This is a genomic window from Yersinia massiliensis CCUG 53443 (assembly GCF_000312485.1).
Lineage (GTDB): Bacteria > Pseudomonadota > Gammaproteobacteria > Enterobacterales > Enterobacteriaceae > Yersinia > Yersinia massiliensis.
In genome coordinates, this window is record NZ_HE997646.1 from 101,225 (window position 1) to 117,620 (window position 16,396).

The following is a 16,396-nucleotide window of genomic DNA, read 5'->3' on the forward strand; positions in this document are numbered from 1 at the left end:
TCAAGGATTTTTGATTAATTATGCTACAGGTCACTCAGTCAAAACGACGCTATATTGGCTTAGCACTTCTCCTACTGATTGCTGGTGGTGTGCTGTTCTTCAAACTCATGTCACCTGCGGAAAAGCCCGGATATATCACTGCAGCGGCAGAAACTCGCACGCTGGAACAAACCGTATTAGCCGATGGCAGTATCAAGGCAAAAAAACAGGTCACGGTCGGCGCGCAAGTTTCAGGGCAAATCAAAGCCCTCCATGTCACCCTAGGACAGCAAGTTGAAAAAGGCCAATTAGTGGCTGAGATTGATGACCTTACGCAACAAAATGCGTTGAAAGATGCACAAGAAGCGCTGAAAAATGTGGTCGCCCAGCGCGCAGCTAAAGTGGCGACCCAGCAGAACAATCAACTCACTTACCAACGGCAACAACAGATCCTCGCCAAGGGGCTGGGGGTTCGCGCCGATTTTGATAGCGCCAAAGCCACGCTAGAGAGTACTCAAGCAGAGATCAATGCGTTAGATGCCCAGATTGCGCAGGCTGAAATTGCCGTCAATACCGCCAAACTCAATCTTGGGTACACCAAAATTAGCTCCCCGATTGCCGGTACTGTCGTGGCTATTCCTGTGGAAGAAGGACAAACCGTCAACGCCGTGCAAAGCGCACCGACAATCATTAAAGTCGCGCAGCTTGACACCATGACGGTTGAAGCGCAGATCTCTGAAGCTGATGTCGTCAAAGTCAAAGCAGGAATGCCGGTTTACTTCACGATTTTAGGCGAACAGGATGAGCGCTTTAATGCCACATTACGTGCCATAGAACCCGCCCCAGACTCGATAAACGATGAAACCACCACCACATCGTCATCAAGCTCTAGCAGCAGTAGTAGTTCCACCACCACCGCCATTTACTATAACGGTCTGTTCGATGTCGCCAACCCGAATGGTGCCCTACGGATCTCAATGACTGCTCAGGTCTATATCGTGCTCAATAAAGTTGAGAACGCTGTCGTGATCCCAGCGACTGCACTGGAAAATGTGCAAGGTAAGTATCGGGTTCAGGTGGTGAGCAGTAACGGTAACGTCAGCACTCGCGAGGTTACTGTCGGGCTAAATAACAATGTCGAAGCTCAGATTCTCTCCGGATTACAAACGGGAGAACAAGTGATTGTCAGCCAGGCAGATACCACGTCCGCCAATACTAAGGCCCAACGTATGGGCCCACCGATGGGGATGTAATCGATGACTGACTTAAACCAAAGAAAGATATTGCTACAGCTTGATAACGTTAGCCGCTGGTTTGTGACCGGTGAAACAAATGTGCAGGTGTTAAAAAACATCAATTTAACGATTCATCGCGGTGAAATGGTCGCGATTGTCGGCGCATCAGGTTCAGGTAAATCAACGTTAATGAATATCCTCGGTTGCCTAGATAAACCTAGCTCAGGTGAGTATCTGGTGGCGGGGCGTATTCCACAACATCTCGACGGCGACACTCTTGCCGAGCTACGTCGAGAGCATTTTGGCTTTATTTTCCAGCGCTATCATTTATTGAATGATTTAAGCGCTCGAGAGAATGTAGAAATCCCGGCTATTTATGCAGGTGTTGATCGTGAAGTTCGTCGTCAACGCGCCAGCGCCCTACTATCACGCCTCGGATTAGTTGACCGGCTGGAATATCGCCCAAGTCAGCTTTCCGGCGGGCAACAACAGCGAGTCAGTATTGCCAGAGCACTGATGAATGGTGGCGAGGTGATTCTTGCTGACGAACCCACGGGAGCACTCGATACACATAGCGGCAATGAGGTTTTAAGTATCCTTAAAGACCTGCATCGTCAAGGCCATACCGTGGTTATTGTCACCCACGACATGACCATTGCAGAACATGCTCAGCGGATTATCGAACTGAGAGATGGTGAAGTGATTGCTGACCGAACGGTGCCACAAGCTGTAGAACAGACGCAATCAGTGCCAAGGGTTCCAGATGAGATAGCACCAGAGATTGAAACGAAGCCACCACTTTCCCCTTGGAAAGCTCAACGTGACCGTCTGCGTGAAGCCTTCAAAATGGCAACCTTGGCGATGGCTGCGCAACGCTTACGCACGTTGTTAACGATGTTGGGGATCATAATTGGTATTGCCTCGGTGGTGTCTGTCGTGGCGTTAGGGAAAGGCTCACAGCAGCAGGTATTAGCCAATATCAATGCCATGGGCACCAGCACATTGGAGATCTTCCCCGGTAAAGATTTCGGTGATATGCGCTCTGCCGCGATTCAAACCCTACGCGCCACTGATGCTGATGCACTCGCAAAGCAAGGCTACATTCACAGCGTGACGCCGACTGTCTCGACCAGCACCACGCTACGTTATGGCAATAAATCCGTCAGTGGCACAGTGAACGGCGTGGGTGAGCAATACTTTTTGGTACGTGGCTACACGCTCGACCAAGGGATGGCATTTACCCGTGCCAGTGTTGATGGATTGATGCAAGAAGCTGTTATTGATGAAAATACACGCGATAAATTATTTCCCAATGGGGAAAATCCCCTCGGGAAAGTGATCTTACTGGGTTCCCTGCCCTGCCGAGTGATTGGGGTTGCGGCCAAAAAGCAGAGCGGGTTTGGCAGTGACGAAAACCTAAACGTTTGGATACCTTACACCACCGCGATGAAACGTATGCTTGGGCAATCTTATTTGCGCAGCATCACTGTACGGGTTAACGATGATATTGATTTGACCAATGCCGAGCAGGGTGTCACAAGGCTGCTATCCCAACGCCATGGTACGCAGGATTTTTTCGTGATGAACACCGATAGCATCCGTCAAACTATTGAGAAAACCACGTCTACCATGACATTGCTAGTCTCAATGATTGCCGTTATTTCATTGGTGGTCGGGGGGATTGGGGTGATGAATATCATGTTAGTGTCGGTCACTGAACGTACCAAAGAAATTGGTGTGCGAATGGCCGTCGGCGCAAGAGCCAGCGATATCATGCAACAATTCTTAATTGAGGCCGTGCTAGTGTGCCTGCTGGGAGGGGGCATCGGCGTTATGTTGTCATTAGGTATCGGCCTGCTGTTCAGCCAGTTCAGTAGCAACTTTTCGATGGTTTATTCTGCAACCTCAATTATCACCGCATTCGTTTGCTCCAGCCTGATCGGGGTTATTTTTGGCTTTTTCCCTGCCAAAAGAGCGGCGAAGATGGATCCCATAAGGGCCTTAGAACGGGAATAACTCATCTTATTCTTAGTTTTTTTATCATCTATATCCTTTAATGCGGAACAGTGACAAATAAGTCAGCAATACGGACAAATGCGATATAACTTATCGTGTTTGTCCAAATATAAACGATAAAATAAAAAATAAGTTCAGATAATTATAATGTTCTTATAAGAAAAATATTATTGAATAAAAATCGAAACCATAACATGTAAATATAAAACCAAGTAAATCAGGCAAGTAACAATATATTAATAACCATTAACATCAATATAAAAATTAAGAATTTTCGTAAATTCCTAAAATAAAAGCGTGAGCGTTAACTGCGAGATATCCAATAAACTTTACATGATTAATTCACTGCGATAATGTTCGTATGTAGGTAATTAAAAAATCATCTATACATTAAAACTAACCTTTCATTTTATAGCATAAAGCTCAATACCCATCCTTTAGCATAGGTTGTATTTTGCACATCGCTATCTTATCGATAGTTTGATTTTTCTGCTACTGGTCATCATAAATCAGGGGCGGTAGCGTGGGAAAAAAACAGACTAATATTTTGGATAATTTACAGATGGCCCGCAGTGGTTTTGAAGTACAAAAATCAGCCGTTAACGCGTTGTTTCTTAGGGAAATAAAGACTCGATTTGGCAAATTTCGCCTTGGTTATCTCTGGGCGGCATTAGAACCGATGGCACATATGCTCATTTTACTGGGTATTTTCGGTTATATTATGCAGCGCTCCATGCCCGATATATCCTTCCCCGTATTCTTGATTAACGGTATCGTCCCCTATTTCGTTTTCATTAATATTAGTAACCGCTCGATTGGTGCCATAGAAGCTAATCAAGGATTATTTAACTATCGCCCCGTTAGGCCCATCGACACAATAATTTCCCGCGCCATGTTAGAAACGCTTATCTATGCAATCGTTTATGTCTTACTAATGACGATTGTCGGCCTGCTTGGCGAAGAGTTTGAAATCGTTAATTTGATTTCATTAATCCTCGTTTGGGTCTTGTTAGTTATCTTCTCCTGCGGCGTCGGTTTGACTTTTATGGTAATAGGTAAGACGTTCCCCGAAACAGAAAAATTCCTGCCCATCCTGTTAAAGCCGCTGTATTTTATATCCTGCATCATGTTCCCACTGCATGCTATTCCAAAAGAGTACTGGCCCTACTTGCTATGGAATCCATTAGTTCATGTGGTCGAATTGTGCCGTGAAGCTGTGGTTCCGGGTTATATCAGCGAAGGGGCTAACATCCACTACCTCGCATTATGTGCTTTGGTCAGTCTATTTATCGGGTTAGTCCTATACCGAAACGGTGAAGAGGCGATGCTAACCTCGTGATCAAAATTGAAAATCTCACTAAATCTTATCGTACCCCTACCGGCCGACATTACGTTTTCAAGAATCTACAGGTTGAATTTCCTGCCGATAAAAGCGTGGCACTGATAGGTCGCAATGGATCAGGTAAATCAACGTTATTACGTGTTATTGGCGGTATTGATCGGCCCGATAGCGGTAAAGTCATAACCGATAAAACCATCTCATGGCCCGTTGGATTAGCCGGTGGATTCCAAGGCAGCCTAACAGGACGCGAAAACGTTAAGTTTGTCGCTCGCCTTTATGCAACCAACAGCGAATTACGTGAAAAAGTGGCTTTTGTCGAAGACTTTGCGGAGCTCGGAAAATACTTTGATATGCCAATTAAAACCTATTCTTCAGGCATGAGATCCCGCCTTGGCTTTGGCCTGAGTATGGCATTTAAATTTGATTATTATCTGGTGGACGAAGTCACCGCCGTCGGTGATGCACGCTTTAAACAAAAATGTGCGGATCTGTTCAAATCCCGCCATCAAGAATCGAGTTTTCTGATGGTTTCTCACAGCCTAGGTTCACTAAAAGAATTCTGTGATGCGGCGCTATTTATTGGTCGGAATAATCAGGTGAAATATTTCGAATCTGTAGAAGAGGCGATTGCAGTTTATAAAGTGGATGAAGGAATATAGACTTTTGTAGAAAGAAAAGGTCGGTCTAGCTATCAAACAATAGCAAAGAGGTCTTAATTAATTCATGTTAACATCTATAGTTCCAATAGATTTAAAGATCAGACCCAAAGATATAATTGAAAAATCAATTAATCTAGCCAGAGAGGCTGATAAGCATAAAGTTAAAATTGTGTTTGGCCACAATGATAGAGGGACAACACACGATAAGGTATTTAAAGAAAAGCTAAGTAAATTCGATCATGTAATAATAAAATCAGAATTTATAGCAAGTGAAAGTATTAACTCATCTCTATTAAGAAACATTGCTTTTAAAGAAGTCAAGTCAGAGTTCATTATTTTATTAGATGTTGACATTCATCCAGACTTCACATTCTTTCTTAAATACAAAAATGAGTTAATTAATTCACAAGAAGAATTCTTTATATTCCCCTGTCTTTATTTAACAAAATATGGAACAAGGCTATTATCGAATAATTTAGTCTCAATAAGTGAATTAAAAGATAGATTCTACAATTTTTCTAGGAAAGAGTTTCTTCATATGGCGAGTCCGTCTTCAATAACAATAATGAAAAGTCAGGATTTTAGAAGACTAAAGGGTTTTGATACAAATTATCATGGTCACGGTTACGAAGACTTTGATTTCTTAATTCGCCTTATAAAACTATATAAAAAACATGATACACCAAGTGACTTCCTTAATAACAAAATAGCTCGCTCACCACTTTTCTCTGTTGGATTCAGGAAGTATTTAGGTGAATACTGTCTGCATTTCTTGCTAAAAAAAGAAATGGTTTTTCATCTTTACCATAAAAAAACAAGTCACGATGAATACTATGTATCGCGAAAGAAAAATTATGAACGATTTTCTACTATTCATGGAAATAAAAATGAAACCGCAGCGAAATATAGTTCAACATTAATAAATACTTTCATAGAATTATGTAAGGATCGAGACATTAGCATTCACGACCACTCGATTCTTTTTGATAATAAACCAGGGCATGTAGATCGAATTGATACAATCAGAAGAAAATTAAAATTTCTCTTTAACCGTTAAATTTAACACTCAAGACCATAATGGCATAATCATAATTTCCAAATCACTCAGAAAGGAACAATCAATACCAATTATTAATTTCGCACCAGGTAAGTTCGCATCGACTTTGAATTAAGCTATCTCCAAACCTTAGCAATATTTAAAACACTCCGCTAAGGAAATTAAAATTATAAAGATAGTGAATTAATATATATAACTCAAGAGAACACAATGAACATTAATAAAATACGCAAGCTATTTAGGCATCCTAAGCAATTTTTACATGATTCAACTTATTTTAATAAATTATTAATTATGAAAAACAAAGTTACACTTGGATTTATTATAATAGGTGATAACGAAGAGTTAGTACAGTTAACATTAAATAGTTTAAAAGCAGCAGCAAATGTGGCGAAATCAAAATCACTTAACTATAAAATAATCAATTTAGCCACATCAGAAACGAGGGATTATGATAATCCCCATAAAACTATCAATCAATGTATTAAAGAACTAAATTCAGATTTTGTTAAAATTATTTTCGAAGGAGAAAAAGTAAACAATAATTTCATAAAATTATTTAATTACAATGAAAAAATAGTAAAGAATACCAATGTAGTTATTACGTCGAGATCAACAGAAAGTAACAGCACCAAAACTGATTCTCTGATAACTAGCTTAAAAATCAAGTCCCCTTATGGCAGTTTGAGTCACAGTAATAACACTATATATATACCTTTACTCTCAAATTTAATTTTCAACTGCACGTTATTTAAGAATATACAGTTAGATTACATAGAAAATAATCTTCTATGGAATATCATGTGCTGCGTTCGGGCTATTGATTCAATACCTAATAACTTAAGTTATGTTCATATTAAAGATGCTTATACTTTCCCTCAGCAGGATTCAAGTTTAGATGTCATCATTAGTGAACTGACCAAGAATGAACAACACATTCTACCCTTATTAACAGCACTTAATACATATCTCTATGAAAATAACATTGGTATTGTTACCAGAAGGTCAATATTCTACTTCGTTCACTGTATCGTTCTGTCTTTCTTAAAAAACAAAAAAGCAGAAGAGATATTATCAATTGAAGCCAAAGAGAAAGTTCTTACCGTTATCATAAGTATAGTCAACAAAATCGGTGTAGAGATCGTAAAAAACATTCCATCCTCAAATTATAATCACATCCATAAAATAGGTTACCATTTGCTACTTAATGAAATGCCGCCGCTTAATATGTGTTATATAGAAGACACTGATACTAGTGGTAAAAAAATTAAAATAAAAATAGCTGCATCCAAAGACTTTACACCATTAATATCAGTAGGTGAAAAAAATGTATTGCCAGTATCATTAAAAACGCGAGTATACACACTGCTTGGACATGTATTTTCCAACGAAATCTATTTATGGATCCCATTTGAAAATGCAAACCAAAGCTTAATTATCCATGGCGAGACTAAAAATGAATTTTTGTATGCTGGGAAGAAAACCGACAGTATTACAATAAATCAAGCGATAAACAGCATCAATAATAGGAATAAAGTTTCCCAACCACTTCCACTTAAAGTTAGGATTTTAAGAAAACTGGCTAGAAACAAATATGTAGCAAAAAAATTCTCTAACGCTTGGCTATTAACAGATAATGAAGTGAGAGCTGATGATAATGCAGAGCATTTCTATCGCTATATTGCTAATAATCATAAGGACGTTAATGCATTCTTTTTGTTAAATAAAGACTCTTGCGATTGGCAGCGCTTAAAACAACAAGGGTTTAGATTAATAAAATTTGGTGGACTTACCCATCGTCTCGCACTGCTTAATTCAAAGATGCTTTTATCATCTCATGCAAACCCAGCTATTATAAACTTCTTACCAAGAAAGCACTTTTCAGACATGTTGAATTATAAGTTTGCCTTTTTGCAACACGGCATAACAAAGGACGACCAATCTGAATGGCTAAACAGCCGAAAAATTGATTATCTAGTTACCGCAGCACAACATGAATATGCTGATATCGCGGAAAACGGAAGATATCGCTATACATCAACTGAAACAGTGCTTACCGGCTTTCCAAGATATGACAATCTCGTACAACCTGAGCTTAATCACAAAACAATATTAATATTACCGACTTGGCGAAAAAGCCTGGCTGGTGAACTAGTCAGTAAAACAAGCATAAGAGCAAAAAATGAGTTTTTCAATCAATCTGAGTTTTGTAAACAGTGGAGCCAATTTCTCAACTCTAAAGAGCTAGAGAATTTATCAATAAAACATGGCTATTCTGTGCTGTTTTATCCGCATCCTAATCTCGTTGACTACCTTGATGATATCAATATCCCAGAACATGTCGAAGTAGGAATATTTGGTGTGGAAAGTTTCCAAGAGGTTTTCAAGAAAGCGAGTATTCTTATCACCGATTTCTCCTCTGTGGCCTTTGATGTTGCCTACATGTCGAAGCCGATTATCTACTTCCAGTTTGATATTGATACATTCTTTTCAGAACATTCATACTCAAAAGGTTACTATGAATATCCTGAACTAGGCTTTGGCCCCGTTGTTCATGATATAGATAGCCTAAATAAAGAGCTGGAGAACAGTCTTGAGAACAATTGTATAGTTCAAGATAAGTATAAAGAAAGAATTAATACCTTCTTCCCATTTAGCGATCATTCTAACTCTGAGCGTCTGTTTAAAGTATTAACCAAAACTCGGTCTGTAAAACCCTGTCTGCATACGATACTGACTTATATCCAGTATTATAATAATAAAAGCCAGTTGGCCATCGTGGGTAAGATGTTACGGGAGAATAAGAATGTAATCCTCCAGTCAACTAACTTTTATCATGACAGAATTAAGCGTCTTTTAAGTGAAGTTAGCCTCATATCCTTCATTCATGAAAATAAAGAATTAACATCACTTGTTAACTCCATACGGACCTCTCTTTTCCCACAAGAGTTTAACCAAAAGTTGATGGGTACCGAGTTATCTATTGGCCATGGGTACTCAACTGGAGAAGACGATGTTGTTGATAAATTTATGTCTTTAATCCTAAATGCGGAAGAAGGTAAGTCTATCTCATATTCATTCAATGATAATCATGAAAGAACGCCTGCCATGAATATCGTTCATCATTACCTTTTACTGCTCGCATGCTATCAATTGAAAGATTTCGCTCAGTGCATTAATATCTATAAAAAATACTTTAGTGAGTCACCAAAAATTAGGCCTAAAAGAGTATTCTTATTTTACATTCGTGCGCTGATAAAAACGTCAAAAATAGTAGATGCCTGTAACAAGATCAAAAACTTACCGCTTATTTCGGATGAAAAAGAAGAAATTTTATCTCTATTAGATGAAAATTATAAAAGTGAAAACATTAACACATTATTAATTCCATTCTTAAAACCAGATATTGAATTTAATGTTGATGCCATTAACGCTTATTTTTATTTATCAAAAATGATAAAACCTGAAGAGTATGTTATGTATTTCAAAGCTGGTATTCATACTAAATTCATGGTGGAAAGCTATGTATTACAGTTATATGAAAAAAATCAACATTCGCGTATTGCTTCATTGCTTTCTGATAGAAGTGTATGTGATACATTTGTAACGTCTGAAAGGCATAAAACGATTTATCTATTTTCATTATTCAAAAAAAATGGAATAGAAGATTTTATTAATGAAGCACTACGATTAACTAATACAGCAAATGTTATTGATGCTATTAATACAATTGATTTTAGTAGTTTGAAAACAATCGAACAGGATATACTCTACTGCATCCTTGAGCAAATATTAAAAAATAACTGCTATACAATTCCTTGCGTCGAAGTTTATAAATTATCACTGATATTTTATAAATATAATCGTCCTGGATTAGCTAAAAAAATAATTACACTATCCTTAGTCAGACAACATGAAGATCACTATATCGATGCGAAGAATTGGCGTGGGAACAATGACTACAAAACGCTAATGCTAGCTATCGAAGAAATAGATCACATTTTGGCTTAATGTATCAATTCGAAATGACTCATGGTAGGTACAGCCAATGTTAAGAGCTTTAATTTTAATCATATTCTTAACGCTCCCCTATGCCTTTGCTAAGGATAACTACGTCAGGGATATTGTCACGGATGACAATATTCAAGGCTTTGTACTAGGGAAGAAAGATGTCATCTATACGATGGAACTAAACGGAAAATTGAAATCATCTTCATTATATTCATACTCAAATAGCGGAAGGAATTTATTTTTAAGTGATCCTGATATCGGCCACCAAGGGTTTTCTATTTATGAAAAAGATGAAAATAACATTTATGCATTAACGAGTGCATTAAATGATGCTTACCATGCTTTAATTTTTTATGTTCAAGATGGGAAGTTAGAATCAAAACGGCTGATAAAATTCTTTGATTCAGATTTTTACTCTATCAATGAAACAATGCCCACTATATCAAGTGACCAGAGATACTTGATTGTTAGAGGGCGGCTTGCTTCACGGAAGATGATTTTCCGTGTCTATGACTTAGATGTCGTAAAAAAAGCCGTCCATATCAATGATCAAACGGTAGATTTAAGCTCATCGTATAAATATCAATGGCTAATGCCTGCCGATAACCTTGTAGATAGCGACGGAAACTTACGACCATTACAGTCAATTGCAAGTGATGGTAAGAAAATTTATTTACTCTTAGGTAATTCAAAAATCAATGATAAAGCAATATTCTCTTATAGCCTTTCCGGAAACATCATTAATTATGCCACGACACTGAGAATTGGTATTAAGAGAGCATTGTCTGATGGAAATGGATATTTTTATGAACCAGAAGGTTTGGCGGTCGATCCTGGGGGCAATTCATTGCTGGTATTAATTGTAACTGGGAATGGTGGTAAACATTTCAATCGGATATTCTCAATAGATAAATTAGCACTCAACTGAGTGCTTTTTCGTTATACCGATTTATCCATTAATTGGTATAACGAAAAAACACCATTCACCTTCAGACATCACTCTGCCAAATAATAAATATCTTCCTATTTCAATACTAACGATACATCATGTCCTCCCTCCTAATTCCCTTACCATGCCCAATATCAATTAAGCAGGATCCTTAGCATACTCAGTCATATAGACTTTCTTGGCTGTCGGTATCGGCTCAACTTGATTATCGCCATAATAAACCGCATTAATCTGCGTGTGCCTCAATATATATAACCGGAATTTTTTAAATAGTTTCATGTCCGGCTTGAAATCAGACTGCCAGAATTGATTAAGATGCCCTTGGAACGTCAACCCTTTCATGTCGTACATGGCTTTGCCCATCACAATTAGCGGCTTGTTGTGAATAAGCGCGGATAGACCGGCCGTACTGTTAATGGTGATCACGGCTTTGGCATGAGTGAGTAATTCGGGCATCGGCAGGTCATGCACATATTTTACGCGATCGCTGATGTTGTACTGCTTACCCAATTGGCGAATTAGCGGCCCGTAAAGACGGTGACCTCGATCCATGGGGTGATGTTTGATGACGAGCCATTGGTCGTCGCTTGCCTTTTTCGAGAATGAATACATGACATCATTAATGTAATCACGCACATCGTTATAAGGGCTGTGATTGCGAATCTGACTATCGTTGTAGACCTGTAAAATCGCCAAATTATAGCGTTGATCCAGCTCACCTTGGAGTTGACTCAATACCTTTCGTTCTAAGAATCGATACCCTTGTTTACGAACGGCAGCACGCACCCAGCAGCGCGCTTCGTACAGTGGCGAGAAGGATTTATGGTGCCGATATCGCGGGAATTCGTTGCGATAATACCAACCAGCAAGGTAATAACTGATTGCATGACGTACACGTGTACTAAAGCATGATGCCAGTTTTTTGGCGACCGGCGGTTTCACGTCCGGTAATTTGCGGTAGAAATCAGGATTACGTGGCAATGAGGAGAATGCATTCACCCCCCCCTCTTCGAGAGTGATGAAGTGAGGCCGCAAATACCCTTCTTCGAACGCCAAAATGCGCACCCCTTTGGCTTGCGCCCACATCTTCGCCGCTTGATGCAATGGGCGACAATCGCCGAAACACAAAATAGTGTCGAATTGATACGTTTGCCAGGTCTTTTTCAGCCAGACAGGGAATTCTTTCGGTGTTTGCTTGTAAAGCAAATAGTCACGCTTACGGCAGTAAAATTTGTCACCGCCGTTGAATACCACATTCACCGCTTCACAACCCATTGACTCGAGCCATTCCGCGGTATCACTGAAAAAAGGACCCATCGGGCCTTGTAACAGCAGGTATTTCTTCCCTGAGAGAAGTTTTGCTAGTGCGTGGCTACTTGTAAGCATAAACGGATCACCATCATGGTTTAATAGACTGATTTACAAACTCATTGTGACTTTCGCGAGCATAATCAACTTTCTATAATGGCGGATAATCCTACCCGCTCTTTTTTTGCTAAATTGCATATTGGCCCGTGGCTGATTGGCTAAAATGTCTAACGCACTTTCAGCAGTAATTGCCTCGTGTCGCGACGGGTCGATATAAGTCGGGTAGGCGATTAACGCCTGATACACCAAGTCATCCAGCATCAACGTGCGGTGGCGACGAGGCGAACGATGCTCATCCTTTGTCAGCCCCCAGCCGGCATAAAATGGAATGCCGTAACAAAACACTTGTTTACCGTGCAACAGCGCCTCAAATCCTGATAGCGACGTCAATGTATGCAATTCATCTGCCGCCTGAATGCACTGAATGATATCGGCGTCTAGTGCCTGAAAATCGGCCCACTGTGCAACATCCGCAGCAGGAACATACCCTTGTCGATTCCCCACCAGCACATCTGGGTGTGGCTTATAAATGATGAAAGCATTGGGATGACGTTGCCGTACTGTTCTGAGCAATTCACTGTTGGTACGAATACTGACAGTGCCGCTCAGTATCGAAGCGTCGTCTTCTACTTGCCCCGGTACCAGCAGGATGCGTTTTCCCTGCGCTTCTGGCGGTAGGCTAAAGGCGGCACCAATGTTGTATTTACTGACTTTCGTGCTCACCAACCGGTGACGTAATGCAGCTGCCCGTTCAATTTGACAGGCCGTTAAATGGCTGTGATTAAGTAACGTCTCAAGGTCACTGGGACGAGTGGCGTCGTAATAAATACCTGTTTTATCGAGTACTAATGACAAGGGGGGATGCAAATCAGACCCCAGTCCCGATGAACGCAAAAAACCATCCTCCATGCGCCACACCGGCAGTTTTTGTGCCAATGCTTTTTGTTGCCAACGCTGCTCACCTTTATTCCCCCACACCACACAAGCCGTATTCGCCGTCTTACGTTCACTAAACGAGACGCTGTTAAATGTGGTTTTCAAAAATGAGAGAAAAATACTGCGTTTCCAAAGCGTTAACCCTGGAGCCCATAACTGGCCTTGGCGCTGCTCTTGATGATTCTTTTGCATTAGTAGGTGGTTAATCACCTCAAACAAGGTGCAGGGTTGCCCGCTGCTAGAGTCGATATAACGGCTGTAGCGGAAATAGGCTGCGCTGAAAAGATCCAGCAAACTTGCCCGGCCTCTTCGCGCCGACAATTCGCTAGCCTTAGCATGGCGATCATCCGTCAGCCCCCAACCGGCATACCAGGGTTGACCAAATACCTTGACTGGTTTACCCGCTAGTAGAGCTTCAAAACCATATTGTGACGTGACAACGTAGACACCATTCACATGGCGCAATAGGGATTGTGGGCTGACATTTTCTGCGAGCAATTTGATGCGAGGATTTTTGGGGATAGTCGCGAAGTAACCTGATTTCTTGCCCTGTAAAACGTCGGGATGTATTTTCAGCCATATTTCAGACTGCGGATTTTCATCCAGTGCGGCTTTCAGCATGATTTCAAAATCAGCCGTATCGGCATTACCGTATTTAACCGCCATATCCCCGAACGTTTGATCCACCACCAATACGGCCTCACCCTTCGGTGGCTGGCCACGGTATGCTGGCGCAAGGTTATATTTAGAAAGGTCAGCCTCAACAATCAGTTGCATGGCACGCTGTGCGTCAGCATAGAACGGTTGATTACCGGCGCTATCGCGAATCAAGGTTTCCAATGAACTGGCCCTGCGTGCGTCGTAATAAATGCCCTGCGTATCCACCACCATCGACAGCGGCGGACAACCTGTCACACCCAATCCCAGCGAACGGATAAAACCATCTTCGAGGCGAATAACAGGCCGATGGGATGCGTTCGCCAATGCCACAGCCTGATGACCGGTTGGACGATTCCCCCACACGGCCACTGAAGTGACCTCTGGGGGGATAGTGCGCAGCGATGAAAGCTTGCAGCAGGGCCCAGCCAGAAAACTGGCGAGATGTTCGATACGATAGATGCCTGCCGAGAAGATACCGATCATTAGAGTGTTAGCACCACTTTTGCCGCCACCGCTAACTGGTAAAGAATGGTCGAGATCCCGCGAGAAACTTCGATATTCTTCGATTCAAATTTCGGTAACACCATCAACTCATCGCCCGGCTGCAACGTTTTAACGTCTTCAGCATTAAGTGCTTCACCATTTTGCTTAATCAAGATGACTTTCGTGTTGCTTGCCTTTTGCGTATAACCACCCACCTTTGTGATGTAGTCATTCGGACTCAGCCCTTTTTGCCAGCTCACAGCATTAGGGAACATGACCTCGCCATGAATCATCACCAGCGACGTTTTCTCTGGGATCTTAATCACATCGCCGTCTTCCAAAATCACCTGATTGAGGTTGCTTTCATTCAGTACCACTTCCCCTTTAGGCACCACGGTGCGGGCTTTGGACACGAAACGGCTAATAAGCTGTGCTTCCTGCATTCTCAGGCGAGCTTCTTCTGATGTAGACGATTGGGCAGACAAAGAGGCTTCTTCGAGTTTTTGCAACGACAGGTCAAGCATCTCTTTCTGGCGCAGTGCAACTGAGCGACGGTAGAGTTGGATAGCATCCAATTGTGACATGCTGTTCGGGCGGATTTTAGTCAGGACTTGGCTCATCGTCGCCCCATAGGGCAACACAATGGCATGTTCGCCAGAATGCGCGCCTTCAACTCGAACCTGAATGGTCCCCGAATAACGATCAGCGCTAATAATCAGCTTATCGCCATCCTGCAATGAACGCCCAGGAGCGGAACTGAGTGGGTAATATTCACTGCGCTTGACGGTCCCTTGCTTACGGATAATCGTCATATGCGTTGCGCCCGGTTTAGGCCGCGCCCAGCTCAGCGCTTCAGTAACAGGGATCGTGCTATCACGGAATTCAAAGTCATAACTGTTGAACACTTCACCTTCCACACTGAACGTATGTTGACGTGGGCCAACGACGATGGTGTCACCGTCAGAAAACTGCGATAAACCCAGATTTCCATTGAGTAAAAAGTCGTACAGATTGACATTCGAACGCACGCTTTTACCGCGTTTGATACTGATATCCACGTAACTACCACTTTGGGTATCAACACCACCGGCTTTACTAAGGTAGGAAAGCAATGAATCCGACGCGACGCCACCATACAATCCAGGGTTATTGACGTAACCAGTGACAAATACTTTGACCGGTTGTGCCTGCAACAGCGAGGCATAAACGTTCACGTTAGACTGATAGACCTGCTTAACTTTATTCGTTACCACGCTATTAATCTGGCTATTCGGAATACCAACCACTTTCAACGGGCCAACATTCGGCAGGAAAATATTCCCCTTCGGATCCACACTCAGCGCACCTTCAAAGTTGAATGCGCCCCACAACCGTACTTGAATCTGATCCCCCAAACTGACGACATAGTTCGGATTAAAGCCAATGCTGGAACCACTGTCAGCGGCAGATACCGAGTTAAATAATTGGGCACCAAACATGCGGCTCATGACCACGGGGATCACCGGAGGTGGAGGATCGTAAAACCCGCCATCGTTATTGGCATTTTGGCTTTGACCGGAAATCATCGACGGTAACGGTGCCGCCCCCGTCATATTCGGATCTGCATTGAGATCGACGGCCTGAGCGTGTGCTGCCTGTAGGGCTATAATCAGCAAAACAGATTTCAATAATTTCATAACATGCCCTGAGTCACTGCCTGCG

General features: G+C 41.6%; 10 protein-coding genes. 7 read left to right on the plus strand and 3 right to left on the minus strand.

Annotation, left to right across the window (positions count from 1 at the left end):
• Positions 1–20: 20 nt before the first annotated feature.
• The 7 genes from BN68_RS15275 (at position 21) to BN68_RS15305 (ending at position 11,227) form a co-directional block, all read left to right on the plus strand.
• A complete protein-coding gene (locus BN68_RS15275; RefSeq protein ID WP_019212033.1) occupies positions 21–1,232 on the plus strand; it encodes an efflux RND transporter periplasmic adaptor subunit in 1,212 nt (403 codons plus the stop codon).
• Between the two features lie 3 nt (positions 1,233–1,235).
• Positions 1,236–3,230, plus strand: a complete 1,995-nt coding sequence (locus BN68_RS15280; protein ID WP_019212034.1) for a MacB family efflux pump subunit — start codon at positions 1,236–1,238, stop codon at positions 3,228–3,230.
• Between the two features lie 562 nt (positions 3,231–3,792).
• Positions 3,793–4,569 (plus strand): ABC transporter permease, encoded by a 777-nt coding sequence (locus BN68_RS15285; RefSeq protein ID WP_042806884.1) that lies wholly within the window; start codon positions 3,793–3,795, stop codon positions 4,567–4,569.
• A complete protein-coding gene (locus tag BN68_RS15290; protein ID WP_019212036.1) occupies positions 4,566–5,231 on the plus strand; it encodes an ABC transporter ATP-binding protein in 666 nt (221 codons plus the stop codon). Before BN68_RS15285 ends, BN68_RS15290 begins: the two co-directional genes overlap by 4 nt.
• A 64-nt stretch (positions 5,232–5,295) precedes the next feature.
• Positions 5,296–6,288 (plus strand): galactosyltransferase-related protein, encoded by a 993-nt coding sequence (locus BN68_RS15295; protein WP_019212037.1) that lies wholly within the window; start codon positions 5,296–5,298, stop codon positions 6,286–6,288.
• Between the two features lie 210 nt (positions 6,289–6,498).
• A complete protein-coding gene (locus tag BN68_RS23000) occupies positions 6,499–10,299 on the plus strand; it encodes a CDP-glycerol glycerophosphotransferase family protein (protein WP_019212038.1) in 3,801 nt (1,266 codons plus the stop codon).
• A 37-nt stretch (positions 10,300–10,336) separates the two neighbouring features.
• Complete coding sequence (locus tag BN68_RS15305) at positions 10,337–11,227, plus strand: phage baseplate protein (RefSeq protein WP_019212039.1); 891 nt, start codon at positions 10,337–10,339, stop codon at positions 11,225–11,227.
• A gap of 159 nt (positions 11,228–11,386) precedes the next feature.
• On the opposite strand, the gene BN68_RS15310 is transcribed toward BN68_RS15305, so the two are convergent.
• The 3 genes from BN68_RS15310 to BN68_RS15320 are packed head-to-tail and all read right to left on the minus strand — an operon-like array spanning position 11,387 to position 16,371.
• Positions 11,387–12,634: a capsule biosynthesis protein gene (locus tag BN68_RS15310; RefSeq protein ID WP_042806849.1), complete on the minus strand. Its 1,248-nt coding sequence runs from the start codon at positions 12,632–12,634 to the stop codon at positions 11,387–11,389.
• Between the two features lie 33 nt (positions 12,635–12,667).
• Positions 12,668–14,695, minus strand: coding sequence for a capsular polysaccharide biosynthesis protein (locus BN68_RS15315; RefSeq protein ID WP_019212041.1), 2,028 nt, complete (start codon positions 14,693–14,695; stop codon positions 12,668–12,670).
• On the minus strand, positions 14,695–16,371 hold the full coding sequence (locus BN68_RS15320; RefSeq protein WP_019212042.1) for a polysaccharide biosynthesis/export family protein: 1,677 nt from the start codon (positions 16,369–16,371) through the stop codon (positions 14,695–14,697). Before BN68_RS15320 ends, BN68_RS15315 begins: the two co-directional genes overlap by 1 nt.
• Between the last annotated feature and the right edge of the window lie 25 nt (positions 16,372–16,396).

Coding starts and splice junctions, on each gene's coding strand:
- BN68_RS15275 (WP_019212033.1), top strand. CDS start 21: ATGCTACAGGTCACTCAGTCAAAACGACGCTATATTGGCTTAGCACTT.
- BN68_RS15280 (WP_019212034.1), top strand. CDS start 1,236: ATGACTGACTTAAACCAAAGAAAGATATTGCTACAGCTTGATAACGTT.
- BN68_RS15285 (WP_042806884.1), top strand. CDS start 3,793: ATGGCCCGCAGTGGTTTTGAAGTACAAAAATCAGCCGTTAACGCGTTG.
- BN68_RS15295 (WP_019212037.1), top strand. CDS start 5,296: ATGTTAACATCTATAGTTCCAATAGATTTAAAGATCAGACCCAAAGAT.
- BN68_RS23000 (WP_019212038.1), top strand. CDS start 6,499: ATGAACATTAATAAAATACGCAAGCTATTTAGGCATCCTAAGCAATTT.
- BN68_RS15305 (WP_019212039.1), top strand. CDS start 10,337: ATGTTAAGAGCTTTAATTTTAATCATATTCTTAACGCTCCCCTATGCC.
- BN68_RS15310 (WP_042806849.1), bottom strand. CDS start 12,634: ATGCTTACAAGTAGCCACGCACTAGCAAAACTTCTCTCAGGGAAGAAA.
- BN68_RS15315 (WP_019212041.1), bottom strand. CDS start 14,695: ATGATCGGTATCTTCTCGGCAGGCATCTATCGTATCGAACATCTCGCC.
- BN68_RS15320 (WP_019212042.1), bottom strand. CDS start 16,371: ATGAAATTATTGAAATCTGTTTTGCTGATTATAGCCCTACAGGCAGCA.